Source organism: Gammaproteobacteria bacterium (genome assembly GCA_036383255.1).
Lineage (GTDB): Bacteria > Pseudomonadota > Gammaproteobacteria > Natronospirales > REEB76 > DASUBN01.
Genome location: DASVOS010000018.1, coordinates 322,180 through 344,217, shown reverse-complemented (window position 1 = coordinate 344,217; position 22,038 = coordinate 322,180). Strand labels below are relative to the sequence as shown.

The window sequence follows — 22,038 nt, the reverse complement described above, 5'->3', positions numbered from 1 at the left end:
CCCTTGCGCCTCGGGTAGAATGCGCCTGTCCATCCGGGAGTCCCACGGGCCATGACACACGCACTGCTGCAGAAGCTCCAGGACAAGAGCGCCCGCGTCGGAGTGGTGGGCCTGGGGTACGTGGGCCTGCCGCTGGCGCTGCGCTTCAGCGAGGCGGGTTTCGCCGTCACCGGCTTCGACATCGACGCCGCCAAGGTGGAGGCGCTCAACGAAGGCTCAAGCTACATCGCCCAGATCCCCGCCACGCGGGTGGCGCAGGCGGTCAAGGCCAAGTTCAGTGCCAATCACGACTTCAGCTCCGCGCGGGACTGCGACGCCCTCATCATCTGTGTGCCCACGCCCCTGGGGAGGCATCGCGAGCCGGACGTGAGCTTCATCGCCAACACCATGGCGGAGCTCAAGCCCCATCTGCGCGCGGGCCAGGCAGTGTCGCTGGAGAGCACCACCTATCCCGGCACCACCGAGGAACTGGTGGTGCCGGTGCTGGAATCCCTGGGTCTCAAGCCCGGTACGGACTGCTTCGTGATCTATTCGCCGGAGCGCGAAGATCCGGGCAACAAGAGCTTCCACACCCAGACCATCCCCAAGGTGGTATCCGGCCTCACGCCGGCCTGCCGGGAGATCGGCAGCGCGCTGTATTCAGGTGTCATCGACAAAGTGGTGCCCGTCTCCAGCCTGCGCACGGCGGAGATGACCAAGCTCCTGGAGAACATCCACCGGGCCATCAACATCGGTCTCGTCAACGAGATGAAGATCGTGGCGGACCGCATGGGCATCGACATCCACGAGGTCATCGACGCGGCGGCCACCAAACCCTTCGGTTTCGTGCCTTATTACCCGGGGCCGGGCCTGGGCGGCCACTGCATCCCCATCGACCCGTTCTACCTCACCTGGAAGGCGCTGGAGTACGGCGTGGACACGCGCTTCATCCGCCTCGCCGGCGAGGTGAACAGTCGCATGCCGGAGTGGGTGGTGGAGAAGACCGCGGCGGCACTGAACGGGCGCAGCAAGGCCCTCAAGGGCAGCCGCGTGCTGGTGCTGGGCATCGCCTACAAGAAGAACGTGGACGACACCCGCGAGTCACCGGCGGTGGAGATCATGGAGCTGTTGCGGGAGCGGGGCGCGGAGGTGGCCTATTCGGATCCCTTCGTGCCTAAGTTCCCGAAGATGCGCGAGCATCGCTTCGACCTCGCCAGCGTGGCGTTGGACGAGAAGTCCCTCGAGGGCTTCGACTGCGTGCTGCTGGCCACGGACCACGATGGCTTCGACTACGGCCTCATCGGGCGCCATGCCCAGCTGCTGGTGGACACCCGCGGCCGTTACCGTACGCCGGCTTCCAACATCGTCAAGGCCTAACCCAGCACCTTGTAGCCGAAGTAGGCGGTGATGTCGGGGTAGGTGTTGAGGGTCCTGGAGATGGCGCCGATCTCGGTGGAATCGAGCCGGCCCAGGGCACTCTCGTTGGTATTGGTGATGGGGTTCCTGCGCTTGCCGAGCGCGGAATGAACCTCGAACTCGCCCTCCGGCCGCATCTCGCCCAGCTCCGGCATGAACTGCCGCAGCCGCTCCAGCACATCGGGCGTCCGGTCGCAGAGGTCCTCATAGGTGAAGTAGGTCACCCGTTCAAGGGTCTTGATGTTGTGGATGTGCCACGCGGCGGAGCGCACCCAGCGCAGGGCCGTCTCCTCCATCGGCTTCGCGGGCTTGTCCGGCTTACGCCGCCGCTTGATGCTCTCGCACCAGGCATAGGGATCGCGCGGCATCACGATGAAGCTGACGCCCGGGAAACAGCGCTGTATGTACTCACCGTGCTTGGGGTACTGGCCCTTCTCCACCAGCACCGGCTTCGATAGGTCCCAATGGCGGTGGTAGAGCTCATGCAGGTAGCCCCAGGGAAGCGGGTTGAACTGCGAGCCCCCTTTGGAGATGAGCAAGGCGTGCATGCCGGGCAGCTTCAGCCCTTCATGCTGCGGCGTCTTCAGGATGGATACCTGCGGTGAGCTGCCCAGCAGCGAGGCCAGCAGGGTGGAGCCGGAGAAGGGCGCGGTCAGGATGAACAGATAGCGGTGCCGCATGGTGTACCGTGGCGCGTGGAGGTATCCCGACCGCTATGATATAGGACCGCGGACTGTCCGAAACGAGGGTGAGATTTGCGCGCAGCAGGAAAGCTACTGGTCTCCGTGCACGTCCCCAAGACGGCGGGCACCAGCCTCGTCGCCGAGATCAAGCGCGGAAAGCTCGGCCGTTACCTGCTCGATTACGACGACCGGCCCACCTCGGCCGCGCTGCGGCACCGCCTGGGGCGCGCCATGGCCCATGTCCGGGTGCGGTTGGAAGCATCACGCATCCGGCGGGACTACGACGTGTTGCACGGGCATTTCCAGGCCGGCAAGTACGCGTTCTTGCGGCCGGAGTCCTGGTTCATCACCTTCCTGCGCGATCCGGTGCCCCGGCTCATCTCGCATTACTACTACTTCAGGGATGTGGCGTCGAAGAATCCCGCTACCGTGGCCAAGAATCCGGTCATCGGTCTCATCGCGGAAGGTGAGGTTGGGCTGGTGGAGTTCGCGCGCAGCGAGGCGATGAGCCGGCTCTACGAGCGGTTCCTGGACGGCGTGCCGCTGGATGAGTACGCGCTGATAGGCATCACGGAGCGCTACGCCGAGAGCGTGGCCTGCCTCAACCGGCTGCTGGGCAGCGCACTGGAAGTGCAGCACGAGCGCCGCAGCGGCCAAGAGAGCCATATGGTGGAGTACCGGCACCTACTCCCGGAACTGGAGGAGGCCAACCGGGAGAACGCCCGCATCTACGCCGAGGCGGTGCGGCTATTCGAGCGCAAGCTCGCGACCTAGTCCAGCCAGGATCCCAAGTCAGTCCCCAACATGCCTTCCAGGAGGCGGATGTCGGTGCTGAAGTGCCGGCGGTTGAGCTCGAGTTCCTGCGCGCGGGAAAGACTCTGCTCCGAAGGGAGATTCTCGATGACCCGCCGGGCGAAGCCGGCGAGCGCAGCCGATGGCGAACGCACCAGGGTGGATCTCTGGTTGCGGGTGAGCAGGAGGTCGCCTGGCTTCGCCCGGGCCTGGACGCCTTCCACCTCTACAGTCTCCTCCACCTCGATGAAGCGCGGCACCATGGCCGAGGGGCGGCCCGCCGAGACCGGGCTGGGTGGGGACCAGGAGGCGTCCACTCCGAGGAAACCGAAGATGCGCTCGAGGGTCTCCATCTGTCCGTGTTCGATGTCCCGCTCATGCACAAGGAGCATCAGGTTCTCCCGCGGGAACCGCTCGAGATAGCGTTCCAGTTGGGCTGCGTAGCGGCCCCGATCCAGGTAGCTGTAGCGCAGCCGCTGGAAGCGGCCGGCTGAGCAGCGGCGTTCCTCGGCGTCGAGCGCGGCTTCGAAAGACATGTCCTCCCAGAACTGCTGGAAGTTGTGGCGGTAGTGGGAGTAGGCGCGCTGTGCGGGGCTGCGGAAGCTGGCGATGAACCGGACACCGGTGCCGAGCGTCTCTGCGATGCGTGCCGGCACCAAAGGGTCATACAGGTACTCCGGCGTCTTCTCGCCCACTGCCTTCTGCCCGGTCCAGCCGTGGAAGAATGCGCTCTCGTAGCGGTGGACCCCTTGGGAGTAGAGGTTGTCCAGCACGAAGAACTGAGTCTCGCGCGCCGGGGACATGTAGATGTCCGGGTGCCGCCCGAGCTGGTTAAGCAGGGTTGTGGTACCGCTCTTCTGTGCGCCGATGCAGAGGAAGTTGGGCAGCATGCTAACCCAGCGCCGCACGGAAGCGCCGCAGCACCTCCGCGGCGGTCTCGTCGGACATGCTGGAATAGACCGGCAGGCAAACGACCTGCGCCGCCACGTCCTCCGTCACCGGCAGGCGCGGCTCGGACCGGAAGCGGGTGGTCTGGTGCAGTGCCCGGTAATAGCCGCGCTTGAGTTCGAGCCGCGCGGCCAGCGCCCGCTCCAGGACGCGCCCCACATCCACGCCAGGGGCGAGCAGCACCGGGTAGCTCTGCCAGGGTGAGAGCGCGGGAGGCTGGAGGTGGCGCAGCTGCGGCAGGCCGGCGAGCGCCTCGTGGTAGAGGGATGCCACGCGCTGACGGTGGGCGATGTGGCTGTCGATGTGGTCCAGCACCGCGAGCCCCACGGCGGCCTGGACGTCGCTGAGCTTGCTGTTCAGGCCGGCGTCTGTGACGTCCGGGTAGTCGATGCCGAAGTTGGAGACGCGGCGGTAGCGCTGTTCCAGGTCCGGGTGCATGAACGTGACGCTGCCTTCGCCGATGGCGAAGACCTTGGTGGCGTGCAGGGAGAACACTTCCATGTCGCCCTGCTGGCCCACGCAGCCGCCGAGGGATTGGCTGCCGCCCAGGGCCGCGGCAGCATCGATCAGCAGGGGTACCTTGTGCTCCCGCGCCAGGGTCTCCAGCCAGCCCAAATCGTGGCCGAAGCCGTAGGCCCGCACGTGCAGGATGGCGCCGATGCCGCCCTGCGCGAGCCTGTGTCTCACCGCCTCTGGATCCAGTTCCCAGGTGGCGGGATCGATGTCGCAGAACTCGGGACGCGCCCCGGCCATCTGGATGGCATGGGCGGTGGCAGGGAAGGTGTAGGCGGGTGTCAGCACCGTGCCACCGCGCACATCCAGGGCCTCGAGCGCCGCCACCAGGGCATTGGTGGCGTTGGGCCCGCTCACGGCGGCGCGCCCGCGCGAGTACTTGGAAGCCAGCGCGGCCTCGAAGCGCCGCACTGCCGGGCCGGTGTTGGTGAAGTAGCCCACCGCGTAGGACTCACGCAGGTGCGCCAGCCACTCTTCCGGCGGCGGGATCTCCGGCCGGATGTAGCGTATGAACTCGGGCTCAGCGCTTTTCACGCACCAGCCTCGCGAAGAACTTGTTGCGGTTATCCCGTTCGTACTCGGGATAGTCGAATATGTTGGCCAGTGACAGGTGGCGGTGACGGACGCGGGTGGCGATCACGGCCTTGTAGCCCATGTCGCGCAGCGTATGGGCCAGCCGGAAGTCCGGCAGGATGCCGGTGCGCTCCACGGCCTCGCGCCGCAGGAAGGTGAGCCGGCCCGGCGGCGTGATGGCGTCGGTGGTGCGCTCCGGGTATTCATCCAGGAGGGTCCGTTCCTTGCTGCTGCTCTTGGTGAAGAACTTGAGCTGGTCCTCGTCGAGCTCCGGGAAGCGCTGCGCCACCCAGGCGGGATCGATGAAGTCGACCTGGTCGATCAGGGAGCCCAGCATGGCGATGGACGGGTCCGCGGCGGTGAGCTGCTGGAACTCCTCCAGCCAACAGGGACGTGAGCGCAGGACCGTCACGTCGCTCTCCACGAAGCCGAAGTAATCCCCGACCTCGGACTTGTGCGCGTCCAGGGTCTCTGCCAGTGCGTGGGGGCTGTTGTCGGTGCGGCGATGTACCTTGTGGAACATGCCGCGCGCCTCGAACGAGCGGATCACGCGATCCACCAGCGGGTCCTGGGAGGCGTTGTCCATGAGCACGAAGCGGCAGGGCACCTGGGTGGAGGTATACAGGCTGTCGAGGCATGCCCACAGGTAGAGCGGCCGTTCCCAGGACAAGATGAATACGATGGGGTTCTGGGTGGTCACGTCAGCGGATCGCCTTGCCGTTAGCCGCAGGATTTTATCATGCGCTGCCTGTCAGCCCTGAGAGGCGCGCAGGCGCGCCTCCAGTTTCAGCAGGTCCCGCTTGCGCTGGCCTATGATCCTGCCGCTGGTCCCCGATACGATGCAGAACTCGGCCACGTCTTTGCGCACGAGGGAGAGCGCGCCGACCGCCGCGCCCCTGTGCAACGTGACGCCCGGCAGGATCACGCTGCCGGCGCCCACGATGACATGGGCCTCGAGCGTGACGGGCGCGCTATGCACCTTGCGGAACGTTTCCGGCACGGTGGGGTTGGTCAGCGCGTCGCCGTGATAGTCGTCGTTGGAGGAATATATGGAGACCCGGCCAGACAGGCCGCTGAAATCGTGCATCTCTATGCGTCCGGCGCCGGCCAGGAATGCATGCGCGGCGATATGCACGTAGTCGCCGATGGCGATGCCGCCGATGCCGGCGCTCATCACGCTGTAGGCGTCGATACGCACGTTGGAACCCAGGCTGATCCGTTCCGCACCGAGGATGCGCGCAGTACGATCGATTAGCACGTTGTCGCCAAGCCTGGCGAACCCGCAGGACCGGAGTTCTGCGGCCGAAAGGAAGTCTGGGCTGGCCATGCTGTTCCCCGATGCCTCAAGCCTGACGGAATCTTATCTTAGGTGCCGGGGAAGTTCAGTACCGTCCGGCGCGGACGGGCGCGGCCCACCGCAATCAGCCGAGAGCCGTTAGGCGACCCCGTCCATCCAGAGCCTGCTGAGGTCCCGACCGAGGTAGTCGGAGAGGGAAGCAATCTTGTCCGCGTAGAGCCCTCGCAGCTCCTGCAGCAGTGAGGGGCGTATCGCGGGATGGGCCGTGGTGCCCACCCGCCGGCGCAGCACATCCTCCTCCATGTCCGCGTAAGGAGAGGCACCGACTCCGATGTGCCCGCAGCTGCGGGCGAGGAAGCCGCGCGGGTCTTCCAGCAGATCGTCATAGAAGGAGAGCAGGAGCTGCTCCCGGGGAAAGCAGCCGAGCCAGTTGCGCAGGCAGGTCTCGTAGTCGCCCCGGCGTAGCGAGAGGTCGGAACGGAAGTGCTCGATGTACCAGTCGTCGCCGACACTGTCCACTTGGCTTTCGTCCGCCACGATCCCCTTGAGCACGAGATACATCTTGGCGTTGGACCAGGCCCGTTCCAGCGGATTGCGCAGGGTCAGCAGCAGACGCAGTGAGGGATAACGCCGGTAGATGACGGCGATAGTCTCCGGCGGCAGGATGGCGTAGCCCGGCGTGATCTCGCCCCGTACTGGCTGATCGAGGGGGGCGAATAAGGCCTCATATTCCTCAACCGGCACACCCTTCGGGTGCTTCACGTCCCAGTAGTGGACCTCCTTCACCGCCGGCATGCCCACGCCGGGATGCAGCTGCAGCATCCCATGCAGCCAAGTGGTGCCGGCCTTTTGGGCGCCGATGCCGAGGAAGCTGGGCCCGCCGTGCATGCCGGTCAGCTGGCCCTGAGTTCGTAGCTGAAGTACTCCAGCAGCGCCGGGTCCTCGCCGAGCACGCTGCTGATCTCGCGCCGCTGCACGGCATCCAGGCGCGCCAGGGCGCTCAGGTTCGCGTTGGTGATGGGGTTATGACGCTTGCCGAAGGTGGAGTGCACGTCGAAATCGCGGGCCGGATCGAGCGCCCCGATCTCCGGGACGAACTCCACCAGCTTGCCGACGACCTCGGCGGTATCGTCACAGAGTGCCTCATAGGAGAAGCGAAGCACGCGCGCGAGCCGGCCGGCTTCCTCGCGGAGTATGCGGGCATGAAGGAGCCAGCGTCGTGCGTGTTCGCCCATGGCAAGGCCTGCGGCGCCACGGCGGCGCCCGCGCCGGTCCATGCTCTCGCACCAGGCGTAGGGGTCACGCATCATTATGACGAAGCTCGCGCCCGTGAACGCCGCCTCGATCTCGCGGGTACGGAGCTGGTTCGCCGGACCTTTCTCGACCAACACGGGACGCGTCATGTCCCAGTGGCTCTCGAACACCCGGCGGATCTGATCCCAGGGCATTGGCTTGGCCGGGTCCCAGCGGTCCGGCTGCATGACTTCGCGCAGTTCCGGGATGTTCATGCCCTCGCCGCGTTCCGTGGAGAAGGTGGAGACTTGCGGCGACGTGGCGAGCAGGCGCACCAGCAGCGTCGAACCGGAGAAGGGGGGAGTGAGGATGAAGACGTGGCGATGCTGCATCAGCGGCGCGTGCCGGTCTTGCGGGGCCGCACTTCCCGCGCCGGGGCAAGCACCGGCTTCAGGAACTGGCCGGTATAGGAGCCGGCGTGGGCCGCCACCTCCTCCGGGGTGCCCGTGACCACGATGCGGCCGCCGCCGGCGCCGCCCTCGGGCCCGAGGTCGACGATCCAGTCGGCGGTCTTGATCACGTCCAGGTTGTGCTCGATGACGACCACGGTGCTGCCGCCGTCCCGCAGCTGCCGGAGCACGCCCAGGAGCTGCTCGATGTCATGGAAATGCAGGCCGGTGGTGGGCTCGTCCAATATATAGAGGGTGCTGCCGGTGTCCCGCTTGGAGAGCTCGCGCGCCAGCTTCACCCGTTGGGCTTCGCCGCCCGAGAGGGTCGTGGCGTTCTGCCCCAGGCGCACGTAGGTGAGGCCCACGGCGGTGAGAGTGCGCAGCTTGTTGGCCACCACCGGCACGGCGCTGAAGAACTCCAGCGCGTCCTCCACCGTCATCTCCAGCACCTCGTGGATGGTCTTCCCCTTGTAGCGGATGTCCAGGGTCTCGCGGTTGTAGCGCTTGCCCTTGCACACGTCGCAGGCCACATAGATATCCGGCAGGAAGTGCATCTCCACCTTGATCACGCCGTCGCCCTGGCAGGACTCGCAGCGCCCGCCCTTCACGTTGAAGCTGAAACGCCCTGGGTTGTAGCCGCGGGAGCGGGCTTCCGGGACCTCGGCGAAGAGCTCGCGGATGGGCGTGAACAGCCCCGTGTAGGTGGCAGGGTTCGAGCGCGGGGTGCGGCCGATGGGGGACTGGTCGATGTCGATGATCTTGTCGATCTTCTCCAGGCCCTCGATGCCGTCGCTGGGGGCGGCCTCGTCGGAGGCGTCGTTGAGGCGTCGTGCCGCGTAGCGGTAGAGGGTGTCGTTGATGAGCGTCGACTTGCCCGACCCCGACACGCCGGTGACGCAGGTCATGAGCCCCAGCGGGATCTCCACGTCCACGGCCTTGAGGTTGTTGCCGCGGGCCTTCTTGATGCGCAGCATGCGCTTCTTGTCCGGCGGCAGGCGCCGCTCCGGCACCGGGATGCCGCGACGGCCCGACAGGTATTGGCCGGTGACGGAGTCCGAGTCCGCCGCGATCTCCTCCGGGGTGCCCTGGGCCACGATCTTTCCGCCGTGCACGCCGGCGCCGGGACCCATGTCCAGCACGTGGTCGGCGCGCCGGATCGCATCCTCGTCGTGCTCCACCACGATCACGGTGTTGCCGATGTCGCGCAGGCGGGTGAGGGTAGCCAGCAGGCGCTCGTTGTCGCGCTGGTGCAGGCCGATGGAGGGCTCGTCCAGGATATACATGACGCCCACCAGGCCCGAGCCTATCTGGCTCGCCAGGCGGATACGCTGGGCCTCGCCGCCCGAGAGGGTCTCGGCGCTGCGGTCGAGGCTGAGGTAGTCCAGGCCCACGTTCACCAGGAACGAGACCCGCGCGCGGATCTCCTTGACGATCTTGGCCGCAATCTCGCCGCGGTTGCCGGAAAGCTGAAGGGTGTCGAAGAACCTGAGGGCGTCGCCCACGGAGCGACCGGTGATGGCCGGCAGGTTCTCGCCCGCCACGAACACGTTGCGTGCCTCGCGCTTCAGGCGCGTGCCCTCGCAGTCCGGGCAAGGACGGGCGCTCAGGTACTTGGCGAGCTCCTCCCGCACCATCATGGACTCGGTCTCCCGGTAGCGGCGCTCCATGTTGGGCAGCACGCCCTCGAAGGGGTGGCGCCGGCTGCTGCGGCTGCCGCGCTCGTTGGTGTAGCTGAACAGGATGGACTCGCTGCCGCTGCCCTGCATGATGACGCGGCGGATCTTCTCCGGCAGCTCCTCGAAGGGGGTCTCGATGTCGAACTTGTAGTGGCGTGCCAGGCTCTGGATGAGCTGGAAATAGTAAGTGTTGCGCCGGTCCCAGCCGCGCACCGCGCCGCCGGCGAGCGACAGCTGCGGCTGGGTCACCACCCGCGCCGGGTCGAAGAACTGGCGCACGCCCAGGCCGTCGCAGCCGGGACAGGCGCCTACCGGGTTGTTGAACGAGAACAGGCGCGGCTCCAGCTCGGCGATGGAGTAGCCGCAGACCGGGCAGGCGAACTTGGAGGAGAAGGTGAGCTCGGGCTTCTTCGGCTCGTCCATGAACGCGATATGGGCGATGCCGTCGGCGAGGCGCAGGGCGGTCTCGAAGGACTCTGCCAGGCGCTGGGCCACGTCCGGCCGCACCTTGAAGCGGTCCACCACCACCTCGATGGTGTGCTTGCGGCGCAGGTCCAGCTTGGGGGCCTGATCCAGCTCCACCACCGTGCCATCGATGCGGGCGCGCACGAAGCCCTGGGCGCGCAGCTCCGCCAGGAGTTCCAGGTGCTCGCCCTTGCGCTCATGCACCACCGGCGCCAGCAAGAGGAGCTTGGTGTCTTCCGGCAACGCCAGCACCTGGTCCACCATCTGGCTCACGGTCTGGGCGGTCAGGTCTATGTGGTGGTCCGGACAACGAGGGATGCCGGCACGCGCGAACAGGAGACGCAGGTAGTCGTAGATCTCCGTCACCGTGCCCACGGTGGAGCGGGGGTTGTGGGAGGTGGACTTCTGCTCGATGGAGATGGCCGGCGACAGACCCTCGATGTGGTCCACGTCCGGCTTCTCCATCATCGAGAGGAACTGGCGGGCGTAGGCGGAGAGGGACTCCACGTAGCGGCGCTGCCCCTCGGCGTAGATGGTGTCGAAGGCCAGGGAGGATTTGCCTGAGCCGGACAAGCCGGTGATGACGATGAGCTTGTCGCGGGGCAGGTCCACGTCCACGTTGGCGAGGTTGTGGGTACGGGCGCCGCGGACGCGGATGGTGTCGAGAGCCATGTCTAGCCTTGAATGCGAGCGAACATTGAAGTTTACGCCGCGGCCCCATTCCGGCGCAAAGCTGCGGCAGGCCGGAAATCAGGGCGGAAAGCGGCGGATTGAGCCTCTGATATGGGGATGGCGCGGCGGGTTTTCCAGCCCGGTGATGGGGCTCCCGGAGGTGGAAAAGCGTGACCCGGGGCAGCCCCAGCAAGTAAAATAGCGGACTTTTGCGGTAAAACAGGTCCTCAGCCGGACCTACTCCGGAGCGACATATGGCACGCGGCGTTAACAAGGTGATCCTGGTGGCCACGGTGGGCAGGGACCCCGAGGTGAAGTACATGCCTTCCGGCGGCGCGGTGGTGAACCTCTCCGCCGCGACGAATGAGTCCTGGAAGGACAAGCAGACCGGCGAGAAGAAGGAACGCACCGAGTGGCACAAGCTCACCTTCTACAACCGCCTGGCGGAGATCGTCGGCGAGTACGTGCGCAAGGGCCAGCAGATCTACATCGAGGGCCGCCTGCGTACCCGCGACTACGAGAAGGACGGGCAGAAGCACTACGTCACCGAGATCATGGTGGATGAGATGCAGATGCTGGGCGGCCGCGGCGGCGCAGGCGCACCATCCGGTGGCTCAGACCGCAGCATGCGCGACGAGGCGCCGAGCCGCGGCGCACCGGCCAGCGAACCCGCCGGCGGCGGCGACTTCCAGGACGACGACATCCCGTTCTGAGCCGTCCCTGCTGATCCGATTCCATCCCGAGGCACGGGAGGGACGACCCTCCCGTGCCGTCACAGCTTAGCCCGAGTGGAGCGATGAAGGACTACCGCCTGAACCATCTCAAGGAACTCGAAGCCGAGAGCATCCATATCATCCGCGAGGTGGCGGCCGAGTTCGAGCGGCCGGTGATGATGTACTCCATCGGCAAGGACAGCTCGGTGATGCTGCACCTGGCCTTGAAGGCCTTCCACCCGGGCAAGCTGCCGTTCCCCTTGCTGCATGTGGACACCACCTGGAAGTTCCGCGACATGATCCGCTTCCGCGACGAGACCGCGAAGCGGCTCGGGCTGGAGCTGATCGTGAACGTGAACCAGGAAGGCGTGAAGGCGGGCATGAACCCGTTCGACCACGGCAGCAAGAAGTACACGGACGTGATGAAGACCGAGTCGCTGAAGATGGCGCTCACCAGGCACCAGTTCGACGCGGCCTTCGGCGGCGCCCGGCGCGACGAGGAGAAGTCCCGCGCCAAGGAGCGCGTGTACTCGTTCCGCGACAAGAACCACCGCTGGGACCCCAAGAACCAGCGCCCCGAGCTGTGGAACCTCTACAACGGCCGCATCAACAAGGGCGAGAGCATCCGCGTGTTCCCGCTCTCCAACTGGACCGAGCTGGACGTGTGGCAGTACATCTACCTGGAGAAGATCCCGGTGGTGCCCCTGTACTTCGCCAAGCCGAGGCCCGTGGTGGACCGCGACGGCGCCCTCATCATGGTGGACGATGAGCGCATGCGCCTGAACCCGGGCGAGAAGCCGCGCATGGAGATGGTGCGGTTCCGCACCCTGGGCTGCTACCCCCTGTCGGGTGCGGTGCGTTCCGAGGCGGTGACCCTGCCGCAGATCATCCAGGAGATGCTGCTGACCCGCACTTCCGAGCGCCAGGGCCGCATGATCGACCATGACCAGGCCGGCTCCATGGAAGAGAAGAAGCGCGAGGGGTACTTCTGATGTCCGCCCAAGAGAAGCTCATCCGCGACGACATCGAGGGCTACCTGCGCCAGGACCAGCAGAAGGAGCTCTTGCGCTTCATCACCTGTGGCAGCGTGGACGACGGCAAGAGCACCCTGATCGGCCGCCTGCTCTACGACACCGACATGATCTTCGAGGACCACCTGGCCTCGCTGGAGAAGGACAGCAAGAAGCACGGCACCACCGGTGAGGCGCCGGACCTGGCGCTGCTAGTGGACGGCCTGCAGTCCGAGCGCGAGCAGGGCATCACCATCGACGTGGCCTACCGCTACTTCACCACCGAGAAGCGCAAGTTCATCATCGCCGACACGCCGGGCCACGAGCAGTACACCCGCAACATGGCGACCGGAGCGTCCACCGCGAACCTGGCGGTGATCCTCATCGACGCGCGCAAGGGCGTGCTGACCCAGACCCGCCGCCACAGCTTCATCGTCTCGCTGCTCGGCATCCGGCACGCCGTGGTGGCCATCAACAAGATGGACCTGATGGGCTACGACCAGAAGGTCTACGAGAGCATCAAGGCGGACTACCTTGAGCTCGCCAAGTCCCTCAACCTGCCGGACATCCGCTTCGTGCCGGTCTCGGCCCTGGTGGGAGAGAACGTGGTGCACCGCGGCGAGCACATGCCCTGGTACGCCGGCCCGACCCTGCTCGACATCCTCGAGACGGTGGACGTGGGCGACGACGTGAACCTCAAGGACCTGCGCCTGCCGGTGCAGTACGTGAACCGCCCGAACCTGGACTTCCGCGGCTTCTGCGGCACCCTCGCCGCCGGCGTGGTGAAGAAGGGCGACACCGTGATGGCGCTGCCCTCGCGCCGCTCCAGCAAGGTCACCTCCATCGTCACCTGGGAGGGCGAGCTGGACGAGGCCCACGCGCCCATGGCGGTGACCCTGACGCTGGCGGACGAGATCGACATCAGCCGCGGCGACATGCTGGTGCACGGCGAGCGCGCACCCCACGTGGGCACCACGCTCGACGCCTGGCTGATCTGGATGTCGGATGCGCCGATGCTGCCGGGCAAGCAGTACCTGTTCAAGCTCAACGCCAAGACCGTGAGCGGCGTGGTGGAGAAGATCCACCATGTGGTGGACGTGAACACCCTGCAGAAGGACCTGGCCGACGAGCTCAAGCTCAACCAGATCGCCCAGTGCCGCGTGGTGTTCAGCGAGCAGGTCGCGTTCGATCCCTACGCTTCCTCGCGCCACACCGGGGCCTTCATCGCCATCGACCGCCTGAGCAACGGCACCGTCGGCGCCGGCATGGTGACCCGCGCGGTGCAGCCGGTGCTGCAGGACAGGTCCGAGAACGTGGTGTGGCACGAGCACAAGGTGAGCCGGGTGCAGCGCGCCAACCAGAAGGGCCAGAAGCCTTGCGTGGTGTGGCTGACCGGCCTGTCGGGCTCGGGCAAGTCCACGGTGGCGAACGCGCTGGAGCAGGCGCTGTTCCTGGGCGGGTACCACTCGTACCTCCTGGACGGCGACAACATCCGCCACGGCCTCAACAAGGACCTGGGCTTCACCGACGAGGCGCGGGTCGAGAACATCCGCCGCATCGGCGAGGTGGCGCGGCTGTTCGTGGATGCGGGCGTGATCGTGATCACCGCCTTCATCTCGCCGTTCCGCGCCGACCGGCGCCTGGTACGCGAGCTCCTGGATGAGGGCGAATTCGTCGAGGTGTTCCTGGACACGCCCATCGAGGTCTGCGAGCAGCGCGACCCCAAGGGCCTGTACCGCAAGGCGCGCGCCGGCGAGATCAAGAACTTCACGGGCATCGATGCGCCCTACGAGGCGCCCGAGGCCGCAGAGCTCACGCTGCGTTCCGACCGCGACAGCGTCGAGCAGTGCGTGGCCCAGGTGATGGCGCACCTGCGCCGCCAGGGGATACTCAAACACGGCTGAGCCGCGCCGCGGCCGGCACCACGGGGACGGACATGAAGTACAAGGGCATCATCCTGGCCGGCGGCTCGGGCACGCGCCTGCATCCGGTGACGCGCGTCACCAGCAAGCAGCTGCTGCCGATCTACGACAAGCCGATGATCTACCATCCGCTGACCACGCTCATGCTGGCGGGCATCCGCGAGATCCTGGTCATCACCACGCCCCACGATGCCCCCATGTTCAAGAACCTGCTGGGCGACGGCTCCCAATGGGGGCTCTCCTTGAGCTACGTGGTGCAGCCGAACCCGGAGGGGCTGGCGCAGGCCTTCATCCTGGGTGAGCAGTTCATCGGCAGGGATCCCGTCTGCCTTATCCTGGGCGACAACATCTTCTACGGCCACGGCTTCTCCGAGCAGCTGCGCCGCGCCGCCTCCCGCGACAAGGGCGCCACGGTGTTCGCCTACTACGTGAAGGACCCGGAGCGCTACGGCGTGGTGCACTTCGACAAGCAGGGCAAGGCGCTCGGCATCGAGGAGAAGCCCAAGGCACCGAAGTCCAGCTATGCCGTGACGGGACTCTACTTCTACGACAACGGCATCGTGGACGTGGCCAAGGCCTTGAAGCCCTCCGCCCGCGGCGAACTGGAGATCACCGACGCGAACGTCGCGTACCTTGACAAGGGCACGCTGCAGGTGGAGATCATCGGCCGCGGCGTGGCTTGGCTCGACACCGGCACCCACGAGTCGCTGCTGGAAGCTTCCAACTTCATCGCCACCATCGAGAACCGCCAGGGCCTCAAGGTCGCCTGCCCCGAGGAGGTGGCCTTCCACCAGGGCTTCATCGATGCGGCCCAGATGGAGAAGCTGGCGCAGCCGCTGTTGAAGAGCGGCTACGGCCAGTATCTGATGAAGCTCCTCAAAGAGGCCCAGGCCTGATGGAGTTCCAGCGCCTCGACATCCCGGATGTGGTGCTCGTCAAGCCAAAAGTGTTCGGCGACGAGCGCGGCTGGTTCTTCGAGAGCTGGGAGGCGCGCAAGTTCGCTGCCGCCGGCCTCGACGTGCCGTTCGTGCAGGACAACTACAGCCGCTCCGTGAAGGGCACGCTGCGCGGGTTGCACTACCAGATCAAGCAGCCCCAGGGGAAGCTGGTGCGAGTGACCCAGGGCGAGGTGTTCGATGTGGCGGTGGACATCCGCAAGAGTTCCCCGACCTTCGGCAAGTGGGTCGGCACCGTGCTCTCCGCCGACAACAAGCATCAGCTCTGGGTGCCGCCGGGCTTCGCCCATGGGTTCTATGTGCTGTCCGAGACCGCCGAGTTCTTCTATAAGTGCTCGGACTTCTATGCCCCCGAGCACGAGCGCACCCTGCGCTGGGACGACCCCAAGCTCGGCATCGCCTGGCCCCTCAACGGCGCGCCGCTGCTGTCCCCCAAGGACAGGCTGGGCAAGCCGCTGGCTGAAGCGGACACTTATCCGTGAAGACCCTGGTGACGGGGGCGGGCGGCCAGGTGGCGCGGGCGCTCGCTGAGCTCAAGCCCGCCCACGTCGATCTCGTATCTCTCAACCGGCAGGATCTGGACATCACCGACCGCGAGGCGGTGATGCGCACGGTGGCTGCGCATGCGCCTGCGCTCGTCATCAACGCCGCCGCCTATACCGCCGTGGACAAGGCCGAGAGCGAGCGGGACCTGGCGTTCCGCGCCAACGGCGTGGCACCGGGTTGGCTGGCGGAGGCCGCCCGCGCCCAGGGCGCACGTTTCCTGCATATCTCCACCGACTTCGTGTTCGACGGCAAGGCGAGCGAGCCCTACAAACCCGATGCCCGGCCCGCGCCGCTCGGCGCCTACGGCGAGAGCAAGCTGGAAGGGGAGCGCACGGTGCTCGCGGCGGACCCAAAGGCGCTGGTGCTGCGCACCGCCTGGGTGTATGCAGCCCAGGGCCACAACTTCGTGCGCACCATGCTGCGTCTCATGGGCGAGCGGGGCACAGTGAAGGTGGTCAGCGACCAGCAGGGGAGCCCCACCTGGGCCAGCTCTATCGCAGCGGTGCTGTGGAAGGCGGCGGCAACGCCCGGTTTCCACGGCCTGCACCACTGGACCGATGCCGGCACGGCGAGCTGGTACGATTTCGCGATGGCCATCGCGGCCGACGCCCGGGAGCTCAAGCTGCTCAGGACGCCGGTGGAGGTGTTCCCCATCACCACCGCGGAATACCCGACGCCGGCGCGGCGCCCGGCCTACAGCATGCTGGACCGCAGCTCCACCGAGGCGGCCCTGGACATGCGCGCCGCGCCTTGGCGCGATAACCTGAAGAAGATGCTGAAGGAACTCAAAGATGCGTAAGGTCCTCATCACCGGCGGCGCGGGCTTCATCGGCGCGAACTTCCTGCACCACTGGCTGAAGATGCATCCGCAGGATCGGGTGGTGATGCTGGATGCACTCACGTACGCGGGGAGCACGCTGAACTTCAAGGACGTGGAAGGCAAGTCCAACTTCCGCTTCGTGCAGGGTGACATCTGCGACGAGCAACTCGTCAACCAGCTCATGCGGGAGGAGGGCATCGACACCGTCGCGCACTTCGCCGCCGAGTCCCACGTGGACCGTTCCATCGACGGCCCGGATGCGTTCATCAGGACCAACATCCTCGGTACCCACGTGCTGCTGAAGGCCGCCAAGGCCGCATGGGCCGGGAAGCAGGGGGATTTCCGCTTCCACCACGTCTCCACCGACGAGGTGTTCGGCTCCCTCGGCCCCGACGATCCGGCGTTCCACGAGAAGACGCCGTATGATCCGAGCTCGCCGTATTCAGCCAGCAAAGCCTCCTCTGATCACCTGGTGCGGGCCTACCACCGCACCTTCGGCCTGCCGGTGACCATCACCAACTGCTCCAACAATTATGGTCCCTACCAGTTCCCGGAGAAGCTGATCCCGGTGATCATCCTGAACGCCCTGGCCGGCCGGCCCATACCGGTGTATGGCGACGGCCAGCAGGTGCGGGACTGGCTGTATGTGGCGGACCACTGCACCGCCATCGAGCGGGTGATCCTGAAGGGCAAGCTCGGTGAGACCTACAACGTGGGCGGCAACGGCGAACGCAAGAACATCGAGATCGTGCGCACCATCTGCAAGCTGCTGGATGAGCGCCGCCCGGATTCCCAGCACCGCCCCCATGAGGAGCTCATCAAGTTCGTGCAGGACCGGCCCGGCCACGACCGCCGCTATGCCATCGACATCCGCTATATAAAGAAAGAACTGGATTGGCAGCCGGCGGAGGACCTTGCCTCGGGCCTGGCCAAGACCGTGGACTGGTACCTCACGCACCTGGACTGGTGTGAGGCGGTGGCCGGCCACAAGACCGCGGCGGAGCGCCGCGGCCTGGGCGGAGATAAGGCTTGAGGATTCCGCTGCGGGACCGCCGGTTCCGCCACCTCATCCCGCTGGTCTCGACGCTGCTGCTCATGGGCGTCTACGACCTCGTGGTGCGGCGTTATTTCGGCTACACCCTGACCTGGTCCGGCCTCGCGGCCGACGCGCTGGCCGAGCTCGCGCTCGGCTACTGGCTGTACTGGCTGATGCGGCCGTTATGGGCGTTCCTGCTGCTGCAGACGGTGCTGATGGGGACGCTCTACATCGGCAACGGCCTCAAGATCGACCTCCTGGCTGCGCCCATCCTGCCGTCCGACGCGAATACCCTGCCGGTGCTGCTGGACGTGCTGTTCGGCTGGCGCTTCGTGCTGGCCGTGTCGCCGCTGGTGGCGATGGCGCTCGTATTCCTGCTGGGCATCCGCCGCGATCGCTACGCGGCCATCGCATTGGCGGTCGGCGTGGTGCCGCTGTGGCTCGCCCTCCTGTTCCTGCCAGGACCCCTCACCAAGAGCCTCGACGGCTTCTTCGGCTACAAGCCCTTCATCGAGGTCAATAACTTCCAGGCGCGCGGTCCGCTCGTCTACTTCCTGAACGAGTATGCGCGCCAGCGCATGCTGCAGGGGGAGCTGCCGACGCGCGCCGAGGTGGCCGCGGCGCTCAAGGACCGTGGCTTCGACAAGCCGTTGCCGCTCCTCAAGGTCGAGAAGCCGCGCGATGTGTACGTGATCCTGATGGAAGCGTTCTGGGATCCGATGCTGCTGAGTTCGGTGCACTTCAGCCAGGACCCCATGGCGCCGGAGCTGCGCGCCTTGTGGGACGAGGCCGGCCACGGCTGGGCGCAGGTGCCGGTGTTCGGCGGCGGCACCGCGAACTCCGAGTTCGAGGAGCTTTGCGGCGCGCCGGTGACGCCGGGCGGCATCGCCTTCGTGACCAGCGTGGTCCATGCCATGCCCTGCCTGCCGATGCTCCTGGCCCAGGCCGGCTACCGCACCGTGGCGGTGGCGCCGGACGAATACGGCACCTGGAACCGCAACAACGTCTACCGTTACCTGGGCTTCAGCCGGTTCTATGCCAAGGAGAGCTTCTTCCTGGACGACCTGAACGGTGGTTTCCTGGCGGATGCCTCGCTGTTCAGCCAGATGCTGGAACGAGTGCCGAAGGAACCCGCGCCGCGGTTCGTGTACACGGTCACCACCAGCGGCCACTATCCGTTCCAGATGGACCCGGCGACACGCCCACCGGTGGTCAAGGCCAGCTCTCCCAACCACGCCGTCACCGACTATGCCAATGCGGTGTACTACAATTCCCGCGATCTCGCCGACTACCTGGCCAAGCTGCGCGCTGCGGACCCGGACGCGCTGATCGTGGTGTTCGGCGACCATCTGCCGGCGCTGGGCAACAAGCTCAGGGATTTCACCGCTTCCAGGCTGTTCCCGCACAACGTGGAGCGCTTCACCCCGATGCAGATGCGCGCGCGCCAGAGCACGCCGCTCATCGTCATCGATGGCCGGCGCGGACCGCTCAAGCTCGGCCGGCTCTCGCTGTTCGAGATCCCGCACCTGGTACTGTCGCTGCTGGGCGCTTCCGGGCCTGCTGCCGTGGATGTGTTCACGCCGCCGGCCCATACTCATCCGCGCCCCATCGGCGAGGGGCGCTTTCTCGTCACCGACGACGCGGGTGAGGCGCGCTTCTGTGACAGCGATGCCCCCAAGCAGGGCTGCGAGCAGGCTGACGCCTGGTACCGGGCCATGCAGACCCTGCGTACCGACATGGTCTCGGGCGACGAGTACCTGGTGCCGCTGCTGTATGGCGATGCCTACCAGCTGGCGATCCCTGATACCGGTGAGAGCTACCACGCCCCCATGGACGTGCATCCCTGCGGCATCACCATCACCGCCTGGGGGCCGCGGGAGGGACGGGTGGGACGCATCTTCAACCCGCACCGTGGCGGCAGTTCCACCTTTTGGATCGAGTACACGGGTGAGGCCGGTCGGGTGCAGGCCTGGTTGGGCTCGCACCGGTTGGAGGTGATCAACCGCGACCATCGCATCGCGGCCACGCTGTCTGGCCGCGCGCGGCTGTACCTGCCGGGTTCCCGTGCCCTCACCTTGAAATGCAACGGCGATGACAAGCCGGTGCAGGTGGGGGATTTCCATGTCAGGCTCTTCTGAGGCCCCGACCAGCCGAGCGCGCCGCTGGCGCGTCCTATGGTTGCCTCCTCTCAGCACGCTGCTGCTGCTGACGTTCTTCAACCTGCTCCTGTCAAACTTCTATCAGATGAGTCTCTACCCCTCGGGCTACCTGTCCGAGATGGCGGCCTGCACGCTGCTGGCCTGGTGGCTGTATCTCCTGCTGCGGCCCTGGTGGCTGTTCCTGGCCGTTCAAGTGCTGGCGCTGGGCCTCCTGTACCTCGGCAACGCCTACAAGATGCAGTACTTCGCGGCACCGGTGCTGCCCGCGGACCTGACGGCGTTGCCGGTATTGTTCGAACAGGTCTCGGGCTGGCGCTTCGTGCTCATGGCCATGCCGTTCGCGCTCCTGCTGCTGCTGGCGCTCGCGGGGCTGCGCTGGCGCCGGCGCACGCCGGTGCTGCTGTTCGGGGGGCTGCTGCTGGTGTATGGGGTCCTGCGGCTGATGCCCGCGGAGATCGCGAGCGGCATGGACCGCTTCTACGGTTACACGCCGTTCGGCCAGATCTACAACTTCTACGAGCGCGGCCCGCACCTGTTCCTGCTCAACGAATATGCCCGCGCCCGCGCCGTGGCCGGCCGCGTGCCGGGACAGGAGGAGGTGGCGGCCGCGTTGCGGGACGTGCCGCTGCAGGTGCCGCTGCCACGGCCCGCGGCGGCGGGACCGCCGCGTGACGTCTACGTGTTCATGATGGAGACGCTGTGGGACGCATCGCTGCTCAAGGCCGAGCATTTCGACCATGACCCGTTCGCGCCGGCGTTCCGGGCGCTGTACGAGCAGTCCGGCCACAGCCAGGCGCTGGTGCCGGTATTCGGCGGGGGCACCGCGAACTCGGAGTTCGAGGCGCTGTGCGGCATGCCCGCCTTCGACGACGCGATCGTGTTCGTCACTGGCCTCGACCGGCCGGCCCTGTGCCTGCCGCGCATCCTGGCCCAGGCGGGCTACCACACCTACGCGGTGACGCCCGACGCCTTCGGCGTGTGGAACCGCGGCCATGTGTTCCGCCACGTGGGCTTCCAGCGATTCTACGATGGCGATAACTTCGACCCGGACGACCGCAACGGCGGCTTCATGGCCGATCAGGCGCTGTTCGAGCAATGGGAGACGCTCGCCAGCAAGCAGCCGGCGCCGGGGCCGGGCTTCACCTACATCGCCACCGTGAGCGGCCATTACCCGTTCGAGCTGGACGCGCGCAAGCGTCCGCCCCGGATCCATGGCAGTTCGAAGGACAGGCTCATCGATGGCTATGCCGACAGCGTGTACTACGACACCGCCGAACTCGCCGCCTACGTCCAGCGCCTGAGGGCGCGCGACCCGGACGCGCTGATCGTGGCCTTCGGCGATCATCTGCCGGTGCTCGGCGACGGCTTCGCGCCGTTCCACCGCTCGGGGCTCACGGGCCTCAGGGAGGAGGAGTTCACGCCGGCCATGCTGGAGGTGCACCAGAGCACGCCGCTGCTGGTGATCGACGGGCGCAACGGCCCCCTCAAGCTCGGGCATATCTCGCTGTACGAGCTGCCGCGCCTGCTGCTCGGACTGCTGCACGTGCAGGGACCCACGGAGCTGGACGTGTTCACGCCGCCGCCAGGGCTGCACCCGCGCATGCGCAACGGCCGGCTGCTGGTGGTGCCGGACCGGGGTACCCCGGGGTTCTGTGCGCCAGAGACCCGCAGCGAGACCTGCCGCCAGGTGAACCGCTGGCACGCGGACATGCAGGTGTTCCGCACCGACCTCGTGGGCGGCGCCGGCTACACCACGGCCATGCTCTACGGTGACCCGGAGCGGGCGCTGGAGATCCCGTCTCTGGGTCTTCCCTACCTCTCGGAAGCCAATCCGAGCCAGCCCTGCGACATGCAGGTGGTGGAGTGGACTCCCCGGTCCACGCGCTGGGGCCACGGCTTCAACCCCCAGCAGGATGGCAGCCCGGTGTTCCACATCAGGTACCGCGGCGGCGCGCGGCGGGTGCACGCCTGGCTCGGTTTCGAGGAGCTCAGGATCGAGGACAAGGGCGACGACATGCTCGACGCCGTGATGACCGGGCGGCTGCCGCTGTTCCTGCCGGGCGACCACGCCCTGAGCGTGAGCTGCAACGGCGATGCCCGCCGTATCGAGGTAGGACGGTTCCACGTCGGGTTATAATGCCGCCCGCGCGGATCCGCCGCGCCCACCTTCCACGCTCGAG

19 protein-coding genes are annotated in these 22,038 nt (G+C 66.7%); 11 read left to right on the top strand and 8 right to left on the bottom strand.

Features of this window, described 5'->3' with window-relative positions; translation table 11 throughout:
* The first annotated feature begins 51 nt into the window (after positions 1-51).
* The gene (locus tag VF651_12690) at positions 52-1,356 is read left to right on the top strand and encodes a nucleotide sugar dehydrogenase (GenBank protein HEX7966561.1); all 1,305 of its coding nucleotides are present in this window, start codon (positions 52-54) and stop codon (positions 1,354-1,356) included.
* Here VF651_12690 and VF651_12685 read toward each other — a convergent pair.
* The gene (locus VF651_12685; GenBank protein HEX7966560.1) at positions 1,353-2,075 is read right to left on the bottom strand and encodes a hypothetical protein; all 723 of its coding nucleotides are present in this window, start codon (positions 2,073-2,075) and stop codon (positions 1,353-1,355) included. The two genes, VF651_12690 and VF651_12685, sit on opposite strands and share 4 nt — an antisense overlap.
* A 105-nt stretch (positions 2,076-2,180) precedes the next feature.
* Here VF651_12685 and VF651_12680 point away from each other — a divergent pair, with 105 nt between their 5' ends.
* Complete coding sequence (locus VF651_12680; protein ID HEX7966559.1) at positions 2,181-2,852, top strand: hypothetical protein; 672 nt, start codon at positions 2,181-2,183, stop codon at positions 2,850-2,852.
* On the opposite strand, the gene VF651_12675 is transcribed toward VF651_12680, so the two are convergent.
* The 7 genes from VF651_12675 to uvrA form a co-directional block, all read right to left on the bottom strand.
* Positions 2,849-3,760, bottom strand: a complete 912-nt coding sequence (locus VF651_12675) for a sulfotransferase domain-containing protein (protein HEX7966558.1) — start codon at positions 3,758-3,760, stop codon at positions 2,849-2,851. The two genes, VF651_12680 and VF651_12675, sit on opposite strands and share 4 nt — an antisense overlap.
* Before the next feature lies 1 nt (position 3,761).
* Entirely contained in the window at positions 3,762-4,865 is a 1,104-nt protein-coding gene (locus tag VF651_12670) for a DegT/DnrJ/EryC1/StrS family aminotransferase (GenBank protein ID HEX7966557.1), read from the bottom strand.
* Positions 4,852-5,604, bottom strand: a complete 753-nt coding sequence (locus VF651_12665) for a glycosyltransferase family A protein (GenBank protein HEX7966556.1) — start codon at positions 5,602-5,604, stop codon at positions 4,852-4,854. Before VF651_12665 ends, VF651_12670 begins: the two co-directional genes overlap by 14 nt.
* Before the next feature lie 51 nt (positions 5,605-5,655).
* Positions 5,656-6,162, bottom strand: coding sequence for an acyltransferase (locus VF651_12660; protein HEX7966555.1), 507 nt, complete (start codon positions 6,160-6,162; stop codon positions 5,656-5,658).
* Positions 6,163-6,339: 177 nt separating this feature from the next.
* Entirely contained in the window at positions 6,340-7,089 is a 750-nt protein-coding gene (locus VF651_12655) for a sulfotransferase domain-containing protein (protein HEX7966554.1), read from the bottom strand.
* A gap of 5 nt (positions 7,090-7,094) precedes the next feature.
* Positions 7,095-7,826, bottom strand: a complete 732-nt coding sequence (locus tag VF651_12650) for a sulfotransferase (GenBank protein ID HEX7966553.1) — start codon at positions 7,824-7,826, stop codon at positions 7,095-7,097.
* A complete protein-coding gene (gene uvrA / locus VF651_12645; protein ID HEX7966552.1) occupies positions 7,826-10,696 on the bottom strand; it encodes an excinuclease ABC subunit UvrA in 2,871 nt (956 codons plus the stop codon). The genes VF651_12650 and uvrA overlap by 1 nt, the downstream gene beginning before the upstream one ends.
* Positions 10,697-10,950: 254 nt before the next feature.
* Here uvrA and ssb point away from each other — a divergent pair, with 254 nt between their 5' ends.
* The 9 genes from ssb (at position 10,951) to VF651_12600 (ending at position 21,995) form a co-directional block, all read left to right on the top strand.
* Positions 10,951-11,409 carry a single-stranded DNA-binding protein gene (gene ssb, locus VF651_12640; protein ID HEX7966551.1) on the top strand — a complete coding sequence of 153 codons (459 nt, stop codon included), beginning with the start codon at positions 10,951-10,953 and terminating at the stop codon, positions 11,407-11,409.
* An 83-nt stretch (positions 11,410-11,492) separates the two neighbouring features.
* Positions 11,493-12,401: a sulfate adenylyltransferase subunit CysD gene (cysD, locus tag VF651_12635; protein ID HEX7966550.1), complete on the top strand. Its 909-nt coding sequence runs from the start codon at positions 11,493-11,495 to the stop codon at positions 12,399-12,401.
* Complete coding sequence (gene cysN / locus VF651_12630; protein HEX7966549.1) at positions 12,401-14,323, top strand: sulfate adenylyltransferase subunit CysN; 1,923 nt, start codon at positions 12,401-12,403, stop codon at positions 14,321-14,323. The genes cysD and cysN overlap by 1 nt, the downstream gene beginning before the upstream one ends.
* Positions 14,324-14,355: 32 nt before the next feature.
* Positions 14,356-15,237 carry a glucose-1-phosphate thymidylyltransferase RfbA gene (gene rfbA, locus VF651_12625; protein HEX7966548.1) on the top strand — a complete coding sequence of 294 codons (882 nt, stop codon included), beginning with the start codon at positions 14,356-14,358 and terminating at the stop codon, positions 15,235-15,237.
* Positions 15,237-15,779 carry a dTDP-4-dehydrorhamnose 3,5-epimerase gene (rfbC, locus tag VF651_12620; protein HEX7966547.1) on the top strand — a complete coding sequence of 181 codons (543 nt, stop codon included), beginning with the start codon at positions 15,237-15,239 and terminating at the stop codon, positions 15,777-15,779. The genes rfbA and rfbC overlap by 1 nt, the downstream gene beginning before the upstream one ends.
* Positions 15,776-16,642, top strand: coding sequence for a dTDP-4-dehydrorhamnose reductase (gene rfbD, locus VF651_12615; GenBank protein HEX7966546.1), 867 nt, complete (start codon positions 15,776-15,778; stop codon positions 16,640-16,642). The genes rfbC and rfbD overlap by 4 nt, the downstream gene beginning before the upstream one ends.
* Positions 16,635-17,696, top strand: a complete 1,062-nt coding sequence (gene rfbB / locus VF651_12610) for a dTDP-glucose 4,6-dehydratase (protein ID HEX7966545.1) — start codon at positions 16,635-16,637, stop codon at positions 17,694-17,696. The genes rfbD and rfbB overlap by 8 nt, the downstream gene beginning before the upstream one ends.
* On the top strand, positions 17,693-19,837 hold the full coding sequence (locus VF651_12605) for an LTA synthase family protein (protein HEX7966544.1): 2,145 nt from the start codon (positions 17,693-17,695) through the stop codon (positions 19,835-19,837). The genes rfbB and VF651_12605 overlap by 4 nt, the downstream gene beginning before the upstream one ends.
* Positions 19,821-21,995: an LTA synthase family protein gene (locus VF651_12600; GenBank protein HEX7966543.1), complete on the top strand. Its 2,175-nt coding sequence runs from the start codon at positions 19,821-19,823 to the stop codon at positions 21,993-21,995. Before VF651_12605 ends, VF651_12600 begins: the two co-directional genes overlap by 17 nt.
* The last annotated feature ends 43 nt before the right edge of the window (positions 21,996-22,038 follow it).